The organism is Rhodococcus kronopolitis, assembly GCF_042654025.1.
Taxonomy (GTDB): Bacteria; Actinomycetota; Actinomycetes; order Mycobacteriales; family Mycobacteriaceae; genus Rhodococcus_G; species Rhodococcus_G kronopolitis.
On sequence record NZ_JBHSFO010000001.1, the window covers coordinates 642,309 to 657,287 of the forward strand.

Below are 14,979 nucleotides of genomic sequence, written 5' to 3' on the forward strand. Positions count from 1 at the left end.
GCCAGTCAAGGAGAAGCCGTCTACCAGCAGCGACCGGGTTCGCGCACGCTGGATGCATGGCCACCACCACCCTCACCGCGGTTCGCGTCCCCACCGTCGCGACCGACTCGACCCCGTTCCTGGCTCGGCTCACCCCGAACTGGTTCGCCGTGGTGATGGGCACCGGGATCGTCGCGGTGGGCGCGGCGGCGCTGCCGGTGCACCTGCCCGGCCATCTGGTGGTCGCCCGCACCTTCTGGCTGCTGGCCGCCGCGGCGCTGCTGGTCCTCTCCGTCGCGACGGGCGCGCTGTGGCTGCTGCACCGCGAACACGCACTCGCGCACGCCCGCAACGCCGCCACCGCCCCGTTCTTCGGTGCCGTCGCGATGGGGATCCTCACCGTCGGCGCGGGCACCCTGGCGGCCGGTGCCGACCTGATCGGGGACCGGCCCGCCGCCGCGATCGCGATGACCCTGTGGCTGATCGGGACGGCCGTCGGCGTGGTGGTGGCGGCGGTGATCCCGGCGCGCATGGTGACGGGCACCCCGACCCCCGCGTGGCTGATGCCGGTGGTGGCCCCGATGGTCTCCGCCTCGACCGGCGCCGCACTGCTCTCGCACCTGCCCTCCGGCCCGGCCCGGCTCGCCCTGCTCGTCGCCTGCTACGCGCTGTTCGTCTTCGCCCTGACCGCGGCGAGCGCGGTACTGGTCACGGTGATCGGACACACCCGCTCGCACGGGCTGCCCGCGCTCGCCGCCATGCCGACGGTGTGGATCCCGCTCGGGGTCATCGGCCAGTCCGTCGCCGCGGCGAACCTGCTGGGCCGCTACGCCGGCGACGCCGTGGGCCCCGCCGTCGCCGCCGACCTGCACGCGTTCGGCGTCGGCTACGGCCGAGTGGTCGGCGGCCTCGGGGTCCTGGCGTTCGGCCTCGCCTGCGTGCTGACGGTCCACGCCGCAAACCGCGGACTGCGCTTCACCATGAGCTGGTGGAGCTTCACCTTCCCGATCGGCACCTGCGCGGTCGGCGCAGGCGCGCTCAGTGTGGCCACCGGTTCGATGGCCACCGCATGGTTGTCGGCCGCCCTGCTCGCCCTGCTGGTCACCGTCTGGTGCCTGGTCGCCGCGCAAACCGCGCGGGGGCTGTGGACGGGAACCCTGCTCGGGTCGGCGAGCGTGCCGCCGGTCCCGCCGCGCTAGAGCAACAGCACCGCGGCGCCGACGAGGGCGAGCAACACGATCACCACGAGGGCAACGACGAGGACCCGTGTCCGGCCACCCGCGGCAGGCGCGGGCTCGGCCGGGTCACCGCCCGAGTTCGCGCCACCGCGGCGCTCGGGGTCGGCCGCCTCCTCGTCGGCCGCCACCATCGCCGCGGCCACCGACCGCTCCCCGACGACAGCCAGCTCGCCGCTCGGGTGGCTGGGGATCGTGGCGAACACCTCCGTCACGTCGTAGGACGGGGGCAGGCCGATCGGCCGCTTGGGCTGGACTGCGGGGCTGAAGCCGGCCGCGAGCACCGCGGCGCCCAGCGCGGCTGCCTGTTCGGGACCGGGACCGACGACGCAGTGCACACCGAACTTCTGGGCCATTGCGGTGGCCACGCCGCGCAACGCGTCGGCGTCGCGGGCCACCAGTCCGTCGCCGGTCACCACCACGGCGTCGAGGTTCGACGGGAGCCAGCCGAACGCGCCCAGCGCGGTGGAGAGCTGCGCCGTCGGCGAGGATCCGCTGCCGGCCGGGAAGCGGAACGAACGCCCGACGACGCTGCCCGCGCGCACCAGCGTCAGCGTGGAACCGCCGTCGTCGACGTGATAGGTACCGATGAGTTGGCCGGGACGCTCGGCGACCTCGGACGCGAACCAGGCACTGGTCGCCTCGGCATCACACACCAACGAGACCTGTTGCATCCCCGCGTAGTCCAGGGCCTCCCGCAGCTCTGCGACGATCTCGGCGTCCCATCGCGACGGGTAGGCCGCCACCACCTCCGGGGGCCCGCCTGCGCGGCCGCCGTGGGACGGCAGCGGCTCGCACTCGCGAAGCAGGCTCCGCAACGCACTGGCTACGACGTCCTCGGCCCGGTACCTGGTCCCGTCACTGCCCGAGACACCGGCCGAGTCCCCAACCCGCGCCAGGAAGCCCGACACCGTGCTGGTGTGCTCGACGTCCTCGTCGTGCGCCTCCGCGCCGCCCAGGACCGTGCCGCCGTCCGGATACACGTAGAGCACGGTGTCACGGGCGATGACCACCGGGTCGGGAGTGCCCGCGTCGTTCGACGCGACCACCGTCGTCGACACGATGCTGCCTACCCTGAGCCCAATTCCCACGGACATGCACTTAACCCCGTTCGGTGACAACCACATTGAGACAACCGCGGCCGAACCGATCACGCCCCGCCACGGTGTTGCATACTGCTACCCGCTACATACTGCTCCCCGGGCTTCCGAGCCCGCAGGTCAGCCCGCGAGAGCGGCAATCGCCGAGCGCAACAGAGCGGTCGCGTCGTCGGCCACCGCCCGCAGCCCCGGATCACCGGAGACCTGAACCATCAGTTCCGGATTCATCGCCTCCACCACCACGTCGCCGCCGCCGTCCTCGCGAACCACGACGTTACAGGGCAGCAGCAGTCCGATCTGACGGTTGGCACCGACCGCGCGGTGGGCGAGTTTCGGGTTGCAGGCGCCGAGGATCAGGTACCGGCCGATGTCCTCGCCGATCTTCGCCTGCAGTGTGGCCTGCATGTCGATCTCCGTCAGCACCCCGAAACCCTGCTCCTGCAGTGCTTTGCGGGTGCGCTCCACCACGTCCTCGAAGGGTGCGGCCAGTCGGGTTCCGATGCCGAGTTCCATGATGTCCGTCCTCTGTGTCTGTTGATGTGGTTGAGGTTCTGGTCGATCCGGTTCGCGGTTGCCGCGACTTGTCATCGGGGTGGCGACAATTCACCGGTGCCGCGGGGGCTCCCACCGGGAGGCCTCGAGCAGGATGTCGATCGCGACGGCGTCGCCCACCTGCCTGCACACGTGCTCGAGCGCATGCACCCGCAGTCCGTCCGCGGCCCGCGCCAGGTCACCGATGTCCGGCAGGATCGCCGGGTCCGGCGGTCCGCCGACCCCGCGGTGGTAGTTCTCCAGGGAGTGGCCGAGGTAGAGCAGCCGACCACCGGGTGCGAGCCACCGCGCGGCCCGTGCCACCTGTTCGACCAGTTCGGCGACGGGCAGGTGCAGGAAGCTCATCAGCACCAGGTCCACCGGGCCGGCGGGCGCCCACCGCGTGACGTCGCCGACCTGCCAGTCGATCCCGCCGTCGGGGTCCGTGGCGCGGGCCGCCTCGATCGCGACGGCCGAGTAGTCCACGCCGGTGACCGTCCAGCCCGACCGGTGCAGCCAGCGGGCGTGCCGGCCGTCCCCGCAGGCCAGGTCGACGGCGTGACCGGGGATCCGACCGGCGAGCCGCTCCGTGATCGTCGCGGCCGGGTCCTGACCCCACGGGTCGGGACTGTCCCGGTATCGGGCGTCCCAGTCGACGGCGTCCATCCCGGCGCTCACGCCAACGCGAGGAAGAGCTTCTCGAGCTCCGCCTCCGTCATCGGCTCCTGGTTCTCCCTGCTGGTGCCGTTCATGCAGTCCCGCAGCCCGGTCGCGACAATCTTGAAGCCCGCCCGGTCGAGCGCCCGCGAGACCGCGGCGAGCTGGGTCACCACGTCCTTGCAGTCGCGGCCGGCCTCGATCATCGAGATGACCCCGGCGAGCTGGCCCTGAGCCCTCCGCAGCCTGTTGAGCACCAGGGCGATGCTCTCCTCGTCTCCGGTCATGCCGACACCTCCACTACTCGTGTTCCCGTCGAATCCAACGCCTCGAGAGTACCCCTCGGGGTATCTTGCGGGGCATCTCCCGGAGCCCTTCACGGCGAGGGCTACATACCCTATGGGGTATAGCGCGCCGCATCGGATCTGTGTTCCCGATGTGACGGGCCTCGCGTCGACGGCTCTCGTGCCGGTCACCGGAAGTCCCTCGACCTGCCCGCCGTCCGCAGGTCCATCCGCTGCAACCGGTCCGCGACCACCGTCACCGCCCCCTCCGCGTTCTGCACCCTCCCACGCACCAACAGCGCCGGCGCGGAGTGCGCGAGGGTGCGGTAGCGCGCCCACAGCCCCACCGAACAGACCACGTTGACCATCCCGGTCTCGTCCTCGAGGTTGAGGAAGGTGACGCCGGCCGCGGTCGCCGGGCGCTGCCGGTGGGTCACCGCGCCGCCGACCAGCACCCGGTCGCCGTCGGGGACGGCCAGCAGCCCGGCCGCAGGCACCACGCCCAGTGCGTCGAGCTGGGGTCGCAGGAACTGGGTGGGGTACGAGTCCGGGGAGACCCCGGTCGCCCACACATCCGCGGCCGCGAGTTCGACGTCGCTCAGCCCGGGCAGCGTCGGCGCGGTGACCGCAGCCCCGATCCCCGGCAGTCGGTCCGGCCGCTCCCCCGCCGCCGCGCCCGCCTCCCACAGCGCCTGCCGACGCGAGCCGGCAAAGCAGCCCAGCGCACCCGCGGCGGCCAGCGACTCCGCCTGCGCGGTGGTCAGTTCCACCCGCCCCGTCAGGTCGAGCAGTGAGGCGAACGGTCCGCCCGCCTGCCGCGCGGCGACCATCTTCGCCGCGAGCGCCGACCCGATGTGCCGCACCTCGCCCAGGCCCAGTCGCACCTCGGCGCCCCCACCCTCGAGACCCGCGTGGGCCAGGGAGGCGTTCACGTCCGGCCCGTGCACCCGCACCCCGTGCCTGCGGGCGTCGGCGACCAGCGACTGCGGCGAGTAGAAGCCCATCGGCTGGGCCCGCAGCAGCCCCGCGCAGAATGCCGCCGGATGGTGCAGCTTGAACCAGGCGGAGTAGAACACCAGCGAGGCGAAGGACTGCGAATGGCTCTCGGGGAAGCCGAAGTTGGCGAAGGCGTACAGCTTCTCGTAGATCCGGTCGGCCACCTCACCGGTGATGCCGTGCAGCTCGCGCATGCCGTCGTAGAGCCGGCCCCGCAGCCGCTCCATCCGCTCCGGCGACCGCTTCGATCCCATCGCCCGGCGCAACTGGTCCGCCTCGGCGGCGGTGAACCCGGCCACGTCCACCGCCATCTGCATCAGCTGCTCCTGAAACAGCGGGATCCCGAGGGTGCGTTCGAGCGAGTTCTCCAGCGAGGGATGGTCGTAGGTGACGGGCTCGAGCTTGTTGCGCCGCCGAATGTACGGGTGCACCGAGCCGCCCTGGATGGGGCCGGGCCGGATCAGCGCGACCTCCACCACCAGGTCGTAGAAGGTGCGGGGCTTGAGCCTCGGCAGGGTGGCCATCTGGGCGCGGGACTCCACCTGGAACACGCCGACCGAGTCGGCCCGGCACAGCATCTCGTAGACCGCGTCCTCGGACAGGTCCAGCTTCGCCAGGTCCACCGCGACGGACTCGTGCTCGGCGACCAGGTCGATCATGTAGTGCAGGGCGGAGAGCATGCCGAGACCGAGCAGGTCGAACTTGACCAGCCCCACCGCGGCGCAGTCGTCCTTGTCCCACTGCAGGACGCTGCGGCCGGCCATCCGGGCCCACTCGACCGGGCACACGTCGGCGATCGGCCGGTCGCAGATCACCATGCCACCGGAGTGGATGCCCAGGTGCCGCGGCAGGCCCTCGAGCTCGCCGGCGAGCTCGAGCACCGCAGGCGGGATGTCGGTGTCGGTCTCGTCCCTCACCCCGGTCCACCGGCTGACCTGTTTGCTCCAGGCGTCCTGCTGGCCCTGCGAGTACCCCAGCGCCCGGGCGGTGTCCCGCACCGCCATCTTGCCGCGGTAGGTGATCACGTTCGCCACCTGCGCGGCGTAGTCGCGGCCGTACCTGCCGTAGACGTACTGGATGGCCTCCTCCCGCCGGTCCGACTCGATGTCCACGTCGATGTCCGGCGGACCGTCCCGCTCCGGCGAGAGGAACCGTTCGAACAGCAGCCGGTTGCCCACCGGGTCGACGTTGGTGATCCCGATGGCGTAGCAGACCGCGGAGTTGGCCGCCGAGCCCCGGCCCTGACAGAGGATGTCGTTGCGGCGACAGAAGGACACGATGTCGTGGACGACCAGGAAGTAGCCCGGAAACGTCAGCTGCGCAACGATGGCCAGTTCGTGTTCGAGCTGCCGGTAGGCATCGGGACGCTGCTCGGGGGTGCCGTAGCGGCGGCGCGCGCCTGCCATCGTCAGCTCCCGCAGCCAGCTGTCCTCGGTGTGCCCGTCCGGGACGTCGAACGGCGGCAGTCGCGGCGCGATCAGCCGCAGGTCGAAGGCGCACTCGCGACCGAGTTCCGCCGCGCCCGGCACCGCGGCGGGGTGGGCGGCGAACAACCGGGCCATCTCCGCACCGGAGCGCAGGTGCGCACCCCCGGTCGGGGCCAGCCAGCCTGCGGCCTCGTCCAGGCTCCGCCGGGACCGCACCGCCGCCATCGCCATGGCCAGCCTTCGCCGCGACGGACCGGCAAAATGCGCTGCGGTGGAGGCGATCACGGGAAGACCGCAACGGCCCGCGAGCTCGGCCAGCGCCGCGTTGCGCTCGTCGTCCTCGGCGATGCCGTGATGGGTGAGTTCGACGGTGACCCGATCGGGCCCGAATCTCTCCACCAGGCCGCGCAACTCGACCTCGGCGGCAGCCGCTCCCCCGCTCGCCAACGCGCCCCGCACGTGCCCCTTGCGGCAGCCGGTCAGGATCTGCCAGTGCCCACCCGCCGCGGCGGTCAGCGCGTCGAGGTCGTAGCGCGGCCTGCCCTTCTCGCCCCCGGACAGGTGCGCGGCGGCGAGCTGCCGGGACAGCCGGCGGTAGCCCTCCTGCCCACGAGCCAGCACCAGCAGGTGGGTGCCGTCCGGATCCGGCGCGCCGACCCGCGGCTCGGCGGAGTCCGAATTCCCGGACGGCAGGGCCATCTCCGCCCCGAAGACGGTGCGCATCCCCCACTCCTTGGCGGCCTCCGCGAACCGGACCACCCCGTAGAGCCCGTCGTGGTCGGTCAGCGCGATCGCCTCGAGTCCCAGCCGGACGGCCTCCTCGACCAGCTCCTCGGGCTGGCTGGCGCCGTCGAGGAAGCTGAACGCCGAGTGCGCGTGCAGCTCCGCGTAGGGCACCGCCGGTTCCCGACTCCGAGCGAGGTCACCGGCGCGGTACTCGTCCCGCTTGCGGGACCAGGCCGGGCTGTCGCTGCCGTCGCCGGGGTACATCGCCTCCGGCGGGTTCCGCCCGGGACGCCCCGAGAGCACCCGCTCCATCTCCGACCACGTCGGCGGCCCGTTGCCCCAGCCCATTACCGCTCCTTCCCGTCCGCATCCGCGGCAGAGAGCTCTGCCCGCGGTGCCCGAGCGGGGAAGTCGCATCGAACGTGCGTTCTATTTTGCGACGCGGGGTGGTGGGGTGTCAACCGGCGGGGTCGGCCCGGCGCCCCGCCACGTCACACGACGAGCACGGCGGCGCCGGCAACCCGGCCCTCCCGCAGGTCCGTGAGCGCGCGGTCCGCCTCGTCGAACGAGTAGGCGTTGGCGGTGACGAGGAGCCGGTGCGCGCCCGCGAAGTCGAGGAACTCCCGGGCGTCCGCGCGGGTGTTCGCGGTGACCGACCGCAGCCGGCGCTCCTCGAACAGGTGCCGTCGGTAGTTCAGCCGCGGGATGTCCGACAGGTGGATGCCCGCGACCGCCAGCGTGCCGCCGCGGTCCAGCGCCTCGAGCGCCGGCGGAACGAGCGTGCCGACCGGGGCGAACAGGATCGCCGAGTCCAGCGGCACCGGCGGCGGGTCCGCCGCACCCTGCACCGACGACGCCCCGAGGTCGAGCGCCAGGGCCCGTGCCCGCGCCCCGCGGGTCATCACGTGCACCTCGGCGCCCCGGGCGAGGGCAACCTGCACGGCGAGGTGTGCGCTGCCGCCGAACCCGTAGATGCCCAGCCGGCCGCCCTCCGGGAGCTCGGCGCAGGCCAGGGCCCGGTACCCGATGATCCCGGCGCACAGCAGCGGCGCCAGTTCCTCGTCGAGGTAGCCGTCGGGCAGCCGGTGCGCGAACGCGGCCGGCACGAGGGCGTACTCCGCGTAGCCGCCGTCGACGTCCCAGCCGGTGTACCGAGAACCGGGACACAGGTTCTCCCGACCGGCGAGGCAGTACCGGCACGACCCGCAGGTCTGCCGGAGCCAGCCGATCCCGATCCGGTCGCCGAGGCCGAATCCCGGACCCACCTCCCCACCCCAGTCCACGACCTCGCCGACCACCTCGTGACCGGGCACCACGTCCGGCCGGTGCACCGGGAGCTCGCCCTCGGTCACGTGCAGGTCCGTCCGGCACACGCCGCACACCCGGACCCGCACCAGCAACTCGTCCGGCGCCGGCGTCGGCACAGGCATCGACACCTGGTCCAGCGGTCTGCCGCGGATCGGCCCGGGCCGGCGAACCTGCCACCCGGTCATGACGCCGGGAACGTCCATGCGGACAACTCTGCACCCCCGCGCCGCCCGGCACCAGAGCCTTCGGACGTGACCGACCGAAACCCCGGACGCCCCTCGGTAGAGTCGTGGCGCCGTCCCGCCCCCACCTGAAGAGAGCAGCAACATCATGACGCGCTGGGCCTCGTTCGTCGTCTCCCGAAAATGGTGGGTCCTGGCCCTCGCGGTCCTCACCGTCGTGATCAGCGGGCTGTGGGGACTCGGCGTCTTCGCCAAGCTCAGCCAGGGCGGGTACATCGACCCGAACAGCGAGGCGGCCCGGGTCAGTTCGCTCGTCCAGGACCGCCTCGGGTCGCAGTCCCCCGACATCGTGGCGATCTACACCGCACCCGAGGGCCGGACGCTCGCCGACATCGGACCCGAGGTCCAGCAGACGCTCGCCGCGTTCAAGGAGCAGGTGCCGACGCGGTCCGTCGTCTCGTACTGGTCCGTGGACCCCGCCTCCGCGACAGAGCTGACCTCCAACGACGGCACCAAGGCCGTGGCGACCGTCTCGATCGACTGGGACGCCGGGCCGCAGCTCGCCGACCTCGACGAGATGACCCGCGCGCTGAGCCCACCGGGGATCGACGTCCAGTTCGGCGGCGGCACCGTGGTCGGGAACTCGTTCACCCAGCACCTGCAGCAGGACCTGGTGCGCGCCGAGGCGATCGCGCTGCCCATCACCCTGCTGCTGCTGGTGCTGGTCTTCGGCACCGTGGTGGCCGCCGCCGTCCCGGTGTTCGTCGGCATGCTCACCGTCTTCAGCGCGTTCGCCACGCTCCGCATCCTGACCATGTTCACCGAGGTCAGCTCGTTCGCGCTGAACGTGGCCTCGCTGCTGGGCCTGGGCCTGGCCATCGACTACGGCCTGTTCGTCGTCAGCCGGTACCGGGAGGAACTCGCCGCGGGCAGCGAACCGGGCGAGGCGGTGCGCCGGACCGTCACCACCGCGGGCCGGACGGTGCTGTTCTCCGGCCTGCTGCTGGTGTGCGCCTTCGCCGGCATGCTCGTCTTCCCGCAGGCGGTCATCCGCTCGCTCGGCTTCGGCGCCATCGCCGCGGTGATCAGCGCGGCGCTGCTCTCGCTCACCGCGGTGCCCGCCCTGCTCGCCGTCCTCGGCCACCGGATCAACTCGCTGGCCTGGCGACGCGGCGCAGTCGAGCGCGGTGAGGAGCGGGCGACCCGGTTCTGGGGCGGCGTCGTCACCCGGGTGATGCGTCGGCCGGTCACCGTCGCGGTCACCATCGTCGCGGGCCTGCTGCTGCTGGCGTCCCCGCTGCTCGGCGCCTCCCTCGGCGAGATCACCTACACCGCGCTGCCCCCGGACGATCCGGCCCGGGCGGCCTCGCAGACCCTCGCCACCGAGTTCCCGACCACCGGCGAGGCGGCCAGCGTCCTGGTGCGCGGCGAGGACGGGGCACCGCCGACCACCGCGCAGCTCGCCGACGTCGTCGCGCAGGCCCGCACCCTGGACGGGGTCAGCCAGGTGCGGATGGTCGCGGCCGCCGACGACTTCGCGCTGCTGCAGGCCACCTATGCCGAGGGCACCGCGCCCGCCGACACCGTGCAGGACCTGCGTGCCATCGACGCGCCGGCCGGCACCGACGTGAAGGTCGGCGGCGGGGCGGCGCTCACCCTCGACGGCAACACCTCCATCGCCGACAACCTGCCCCTGATGATCGCCATCATGGTCGGCTCCACCCTGGTGCTGCTGTTCCTGGCCTTCGGGTCGGTGGTGCTGCCGGTCAAGGCCGTCGCGATGGCGGGGCTCAGCCTGGCGGCCACCTTCGGCGTGCTCACCTGGGTGTTCCAGGAGGGCCACGGGGCCGCGATGCTGGGGGTGACCCCGAACCCGCTGGAACCGACGTTCGTGGTGCTGATCCTGGCGGTGGTCTTCGGCCTGTCCACCGACTACGAGGTGTTCCTGATGTCCCGGATGGTCGAGGCCCGGGAGAACGGCGCGAGTACCGAGGACGCCGTCCGGATCGGCACGCAGCGGACCGGCCGGATCGTCACGGCCGCGGCCGCGCTGCTGATCATCGTGACCGGGGCCTTCACCCTGTCCGGGCTCTCGATCATGCGGTTCCTGGGAGTCGGCATGATCGTCGCGTTGATCATCGACGCCACCGTGGTGCGGATGCTGCTGGTGCCGTCGCTGGTCAAGCTGATGGGCGACGCCAACTGGTGGGCACCGGCCTGGATGCGGCGGGTGTACGAGAAGGTCGGCATCGGGCACTAGTCACGACCGCCCGGCGCGGACCGCGCGCCGGGTGGGCCGGAGTGCAGCGGCGTCAGGAGTGCTGCGGCGTGACCGCGGCGGCGACGACTGCGGTCACCGACTTCGCGAGTGCGCCGCAGCTCGGCGGTCGCGCCTCGAGTTCGACGCGGGTGGTCTCGACCTCCCAGGACCGGCCGTCCCGGTGCCGCACCAATGCCCCGGCCGCCCGGCCGTCCACCACGACGTCCTCGACGACCAGGTCCGTGTCGGACGCCGAGACCCGTTCGCGCACCGCGATTTCCGCAACCTGACCATCCGGACTCCAGCAACTTCGACCACGCAGACCCGGCAGGTACACCTCGCCCTCGCGCGCCGCGAGCACCGACTCGACGCTGGCCTCCGCCCCCAGCCGACCGTAGGTCAGTCCGCTCGGCAACAGGATCATCGACGGCGCGAACCGGTGCCCGCCGGTGTGCGAGCACTCCCACACCGCGTCGCCGAACCGGTCCGCCAGCGTCGCCGCGACCGGGCGGCCGAGCACCGCGCAGCACTGGTCGCGCTTGCCGTGCGCACAGACGAGCGCCACCGGCTCGGTCACCGACGTCCCGAGACCCGGCGGGGCGACGGTCGGCGTCAGGTCGAGGTCGAGCAGCTCGGCCGGGGCGCCGACCTCGAACCGCTCGCACCACGCGGCCGACGGGTCCGAGCGCGAGAACAGCACCGTGCGCCGCGCCGGCGCCGCCACGGCCCGTCCGGGCCGACGGATCAGCAGCAACCGCACCCCGGCCGCCTCGGTGTGGCGTTGCAGCGCCGCCGACAGCTCCGGGTCGAAGGCCTCGCCGGCGAACACGTCGCGGCCCCAGGCGCCCGGGTGTTCGAGGCACAGCCAACCGGTGACCTGGGCCGCGGTGCCGGGCAACGGCTCGTCGACGGCGGACAGCGCCGAACAGGTCTGTGGGACCGGGCCGGGCTGCGGGGCCGAGCCGGTCTGGAGGGACGTCACGGCACCATTGTGCCCGCGGCGGCCGTCAGTGCAGCGGGGTGCCCTCGGCGAACATCTGCACGAACTTCTCGATCCGTCGGGCCCGGGTCTCCGGCCTCTTCGCGTCCTGCAGGCGGTAGATCACCGCGAACCGGTTGGACTTGTTCAACGTCGCGAAGTACTCCTCCGCCGCCGGCACCCGTGCCAACGCGTCGAGGAAGTCCTGCGGCACGGTCGCGGTCGACTGCCCCTCGTAGGCCCGGTCCCAGCGCCCGTCCGCGCGGGCCGCCTCGATCGCGGCCTGCCCGGCGGGCTGCATCAGCCCGTCGGCGATCAGCCGCTCCGTCTTCTCCCGGTTGCGCTTCGACCAGGGGCTGCGCGCCCGGCGTGGGGTGAACCCCCGCAACCAGAACTCGTCGTCGAGGGGTCGGGCCTGGCCGTCGATCCAGCCGAAGCACAGGGAGATGTCCAGCGCCTCGTCGTAGCTGACGCTGGTGTGTCCCGAGTCCTTCTTGGCGAACTTGAGCCAGATCCCGGGCGAGCTGTCGTGGTGTTCGGCCAGCCAGGCGCGAAACGCGTCCGGATCGGGGAAGTACTCGATGCTGCGTTCGACGACCATGCCCTCACCGTAGGCGGACCTCGGGGCCGGCGCGATCACATCCGCCGACGACCGGCCGCCATGCCCGCCCACACCCGCACGAACCCCTGCGTCAGGTAGGCGAGCGTGCCGATGCTCAGCACCCACTTGGTGATGCTGACGGAGGAGATCGCCCGCACCCGGGCGTCGGTGATCGCCTCCCGGTGGTCGAGCAGGTGCAGGTCCACCACGTTCTCCAGGTAGTCCGCCGCCGCGGCCGCCACCGGTGCGACGGCCAACGCGCGCCGGGTGGCCGGCGACAGGTCGGTCAGCTGCCCGAGCCGCCGCCCGCCGGCGGACAGGGCGACGGCGTAGATCACCGGGTGGACCATGTCCGGTGCGAAATGGCTGCGGAACCGGGCCGTCTCGGCCGCGTCCATGCTGTCGAGCGCCGCCCGGTAGGACCGCGCGGACAGCGCCGTCTGGGTCTGCAGGAGCTTCGGCGCGGTCGGGCCGAGCAGTCGCGCAATGTTGGCCTGCGACAGCACGTATGCCGCCGACCATCCGATGAGTTTGCCGTCGAGGGCCGTCAGTGCCATTCGGCGACACTAGCCCCGATGAGCGGGCGCACCCAGGATCGCCTCGGGACGCAGGTCGAGTCGTCGGAGCAGCTGGGCGTTGAGCGCCACCACCACCGTCGACGCGGACATCAACAGGGCACCGACCTCCATGGGGAGGGTGAAACCCCAGGGCGCCAGGACGCCCGCGGCGAGCGGCACCGAGATCACGTTGTACCCGGCCGCCCAGGTGAGGTTCTGGATCATCTTGCGGTAGGTGGCGCGGGAGAGCTCGATCACCGACAGCACCGAACGCGGGTCGTCGCTGGCCAGCACCACCCCGGCGGATGCGATGGCCACGTCGGTGCCGGCGCCGATGGCGATCCCGACGTCCGCCTGGGCCAGCGCGGGGGCGTCGTTGACGCCGTCACCGACCATGGCCACCCTGCGGCCCGCGGACTGCAGCTCCTTGACCTTCGCGCCCTTGTCCTGCGGCAGCACGCCTGCGAACACCTCGTCGATTCCCAGCCGACGCGCGACCGACTGCGCCACCGCCTCCGCGTCGCCGGTGATCATCACGACGTGCACGCCACGGTGGTGCAGGGCCTCGATGGCCTGCTCCGACTCCGGGCGGATCTCGTCGGCCAGCGCCACCGCCCCGACGACGCCGCCGTCGCGGATCACGTGCAGCACCGTCGACCCCTGCGCCGCCCAGTCCCGGGTCTCGGGCAGCGCGTCCAGCCCGCGGTCGGCGAGCATCTTCGGTCCGCCGACGCCGACCTCTACCCCGGCGACGGTGCCGGTGACGCCCACGCCGTTGTGCGCGCGGAACGCGTCGACGACGGGCACCGCGAGGCCGCGGCGTTCGGCGGCCGCCACGATGGCCCGGCCGAGCGGGTGCTCGCTGTCCCGTTCGACGGAGGCGGCCAGGGCGACCGCCTCGTCCTCGTCCACCGCGCCGGCGCCGGCCGCGGCGACGAGGGCGGGGCTGCCCTTGGTGAGGGTGCCCGTCTTGTCGAAGAGCACCGCGTCGACGGTGCGCATCGACTCGAGCGCCCGGCGGTCGGTGATCAGCACCCCGGCCCGGGCCGCCCGCTCGGTCGCGATGGACACCACCAGCGGGATGGCCAGGCCCAGTGCGTGCGGGCAGGCGATGACGAGGACGGTGATGGTGCGGGTGACCGCGTCCTCGGGGGTGCCGAGGACCAGCCAGGCCGCCGCGGTGATCAGCGCCGCCCCGAGGGCGAACCAGAACAGCCAGGCCGCGGCGCGGTCGGCGAGCACCTGGGCCCGCGAGGAGGAGTTCTGGGCCTCGCTGACCAGACGGCGGATGCCGGCGAGCGCGGTGTCGTCGCCGACCGCGGTGACGCGGACCCGCAGCGCCGAGTCGGTGCTGACGGTGCCGGCGACCACGCGGTCCCCCGCCGCGCGCCGCACGGCCAGCGACTCCCCCGTGATCATCGACTCGTCCACGTCGGCGGCGCCGTCGACGACGGTGCCGTCCGCGGGGATCCGGCCGCCGGGACGGACGACGACCAGGTCGCCCGCGGCCAGGTCGGCGGTCGACACGGTTACCGTCTCGTCGCCCTCGATCCGTTCGGCCTCGTCCGGCAGCAGTGCGGCGAGGGACTCGAGCGCGCTCGACGCCTGGCCGAGGGATCGCATCTCGATCCAGTGCCCGAGCAGCATGATCACGATGAGAAGCGCGAGTTCCCACCAGAAGTCGAGGTCGTGGGCGAGCAGGCCCAGGCTGGCGCCCCAGGAGGCGACGAACGCGACGGTGATGGCCAGCGCGATCAGCAGCATCATGCCGGGCTGGCGGGCCCGGATCTCGGCGACGGCGCCGGACAGGAACGGCCGGCCGCCCCACAGGTACATGACCGTGCCGAGCAGCGGCGAGACCCAGGTGATCGCGGCGCCGCCGGGCAGCGAGTAGCCGACCAGATCCGCAAACATCGCGTTGGCCAGGACCACCGGCACCGCGAGCGCCAGCATGATCCAGAACAGCCGCCGGAACTGGGCGACGTGGTCGCCGTGCCCGGAGTGTCCGCCGCCGTGCTGGTCGTGACCGCCGTGCTGGTCGTGACCGGACGGGTGCGTGCCGTGGTCGGCCCCGTGGGGCGCGCCGTCCGGGTGGTCCGTGTGCTTTCCGCGCTCGGTGTCCATGCCCGCAAACTTACCCCCTAGGGGTATAAATTG

12 protein-coding genes are annotated in these 14,979 nt (G+C 72.7%); 2 read left to right on the forward strand and 10 right to left on the reverse strand.

Going from position 1 to position 14,979, the window contains the following annotated elements:
* Positions 1-56: 56 nt before the first annotated feature.
* Positions 57-1,178: an SLAC1 family transporter gene (locus ACFO6S_RS02870; protein ID WP_378413912.1), complete on the forward strand. Its 1,122-nt coding sequence runs from the start codon at positions 57-59 to the stop codon at positions 1,176-1,178.
* Here the strand turns inward: ACFO6S_RS02870 and ACFO6S_RS02875 are convergent.
* The 6 genes from ACFO6S_RS02875 to ACFO6S_RS02900 form a co-directional block, all read right to left on the reverse strand.
* The gene (locus ACFO6S_RS02875; RefSeq protein WP_378413914.1) at positions 1,175-2,311 is read right to left on the reverse strand and encodes a hypothetical protein; all 1,137 of its coding nucleotides are present in this window, start codon (positions 2,309-2,311) and stop codon (positions 1,175-1,177) included. The genes ACFO6S_RS02870 and ACFO6S_RS02875 overlap by 4 nt on opposite strands.
* 123 nt (positions 2,312-2,434) lie before the next feature.
* Positions 2,435-2,827: a DUF302 domain-containing protein gene (locus ACFO6S_RS02880; protein WP_378413915.1), complete on the reverse strand. Its 393-nt coding sequence runs from the start codon at positions 2,825-2,827 to the stop codon at positions 2,435-2,437.
* Positions 2,828-2,917: 90 nt separating this feature from the next.
* A complete protein-coding gene (locus tag ACFO6S_RS02885) occupies positions 2,918-3,523 on the reverse strand; it encodes a class I SAM-dependent methyltransferase (protein WP_378413917.1) in 606 nt (201 codons plus the stop codon).
* Positions 3,520-3,789, reverse strand: a complete 270-nt coding sequence (locus tag ACFO6S_RS02890) for a metal-sensitive transcriptional regulator (protein ID WP_378413919.1) — start codon at positions 3,787-3,789, stop codon at positions 3,520-3,522. Before ACFO6S_RS02890 ends, ACFO6S_RS02885 begins: the two co-directional genes overlap by 4 nt.
* A 185-nt stretch (positions 3,790-3,974) precedes the next feature.
* Positions 3,975-7,283 (reverse strand): error-prone DNA polymerase, encoded by a 3,309-nt coding sequence (locus ACFO6S_RS02895; protein WP_378413920.1) that lies wholly within the window; start codon positions 7,281-7,283, stop codon positions 3,975-3,977.
* Positions 7,284-7,426: 143 nt separating this feature from the next.
* The gene (locus ACFO6S_RS02900; RefSeq protein WP_378414080.1) at positions 7,427-8,428 is read right to left on the reverse strand and encodes a zinc-binding alcohol dehydrogenase family protein; all 1,002 of its coding nucleotides are present in this window, start codon (positions 8,426-8,428) and stop codon (positions 7,427-7,429) included.
* Between the two features lie 145 nt (positions 8,429-8,573).
* On the opposite strand from ACFO6S_RS02900, the gene ACFO6S_RS02905 reads away from it, so the two are divergent.
* Complete coding sequence (locus ACFO6S_RS02905; protein WP_378413922.1) at positions 8,574-10,685, forward strand: MMPL family transporter; 2,112 nt, start codon at positions 8,574-8,576, stop codon at positions 10,683-10,685.
* 52 nt (positions 10,686-10,737) lie between these two features.
* Here the strand turns inward: ACFO6S_RS02905 and ACFO6S_RS02910 are convergent, their stop codons facing one another.
* Genes ACFO6S_RS02910 through ACFO6S_RS02925 form a run of 4 tightly spaced genes read right to left on the reverse strand, consistent with a single transcriptional unit; the run spans position 10,738 to position 14,946 of the window.
* Entirely contained in the window at positions 10,738-11,667 is a 930-nt protein-coding gene (locus tag ACFO6S_RS02910) for a sucrase ferredoxin (RefSeq protein WP_378413924.1), read from the reverse strand.
* A gap of 25 nt (positions 11,668-11,692) precedes the next feature.
* Positions 11,693-12,265: a YdeI/OmpD-associated family protein gene (locus tag ACFO6S_RS02915; RefSeq protein WP_378413926.1), complete on the reverse strand. Its 573-nt coding sequence runs from the start codon at positions 12,263-12,265 to the stop codon at positions 11,693-11,695.
* Between the two features lie 35 nt (positions 12,266-12,300).
* Positions 12,301-12,822, reverse strand: a complete 522-nt coding sequence (locus ACFO6S_RS02920) for a hypothetical protein (RefSeq protein ID WP_378413928.1) — start codon at positions 12,820-12,822, stop codon at positions 12,301-12,303.
* 9 nt (positions 12,823-12,831) lie between these two features.
* On the reverse strand, positions 12,832-14,946 hold the full coding sequence (locus tag ACFO6S_RS02925; protein WP_378413930.1) for a heavy metal translocating P-type ATPase: 2,115 nt from the start codon (positions 14,944-14,946) through the stop codon (positions 12,832-12,834).
* Between the last annotated feature and the right edge of the window lie 33 nt (positions 14,947-14,979).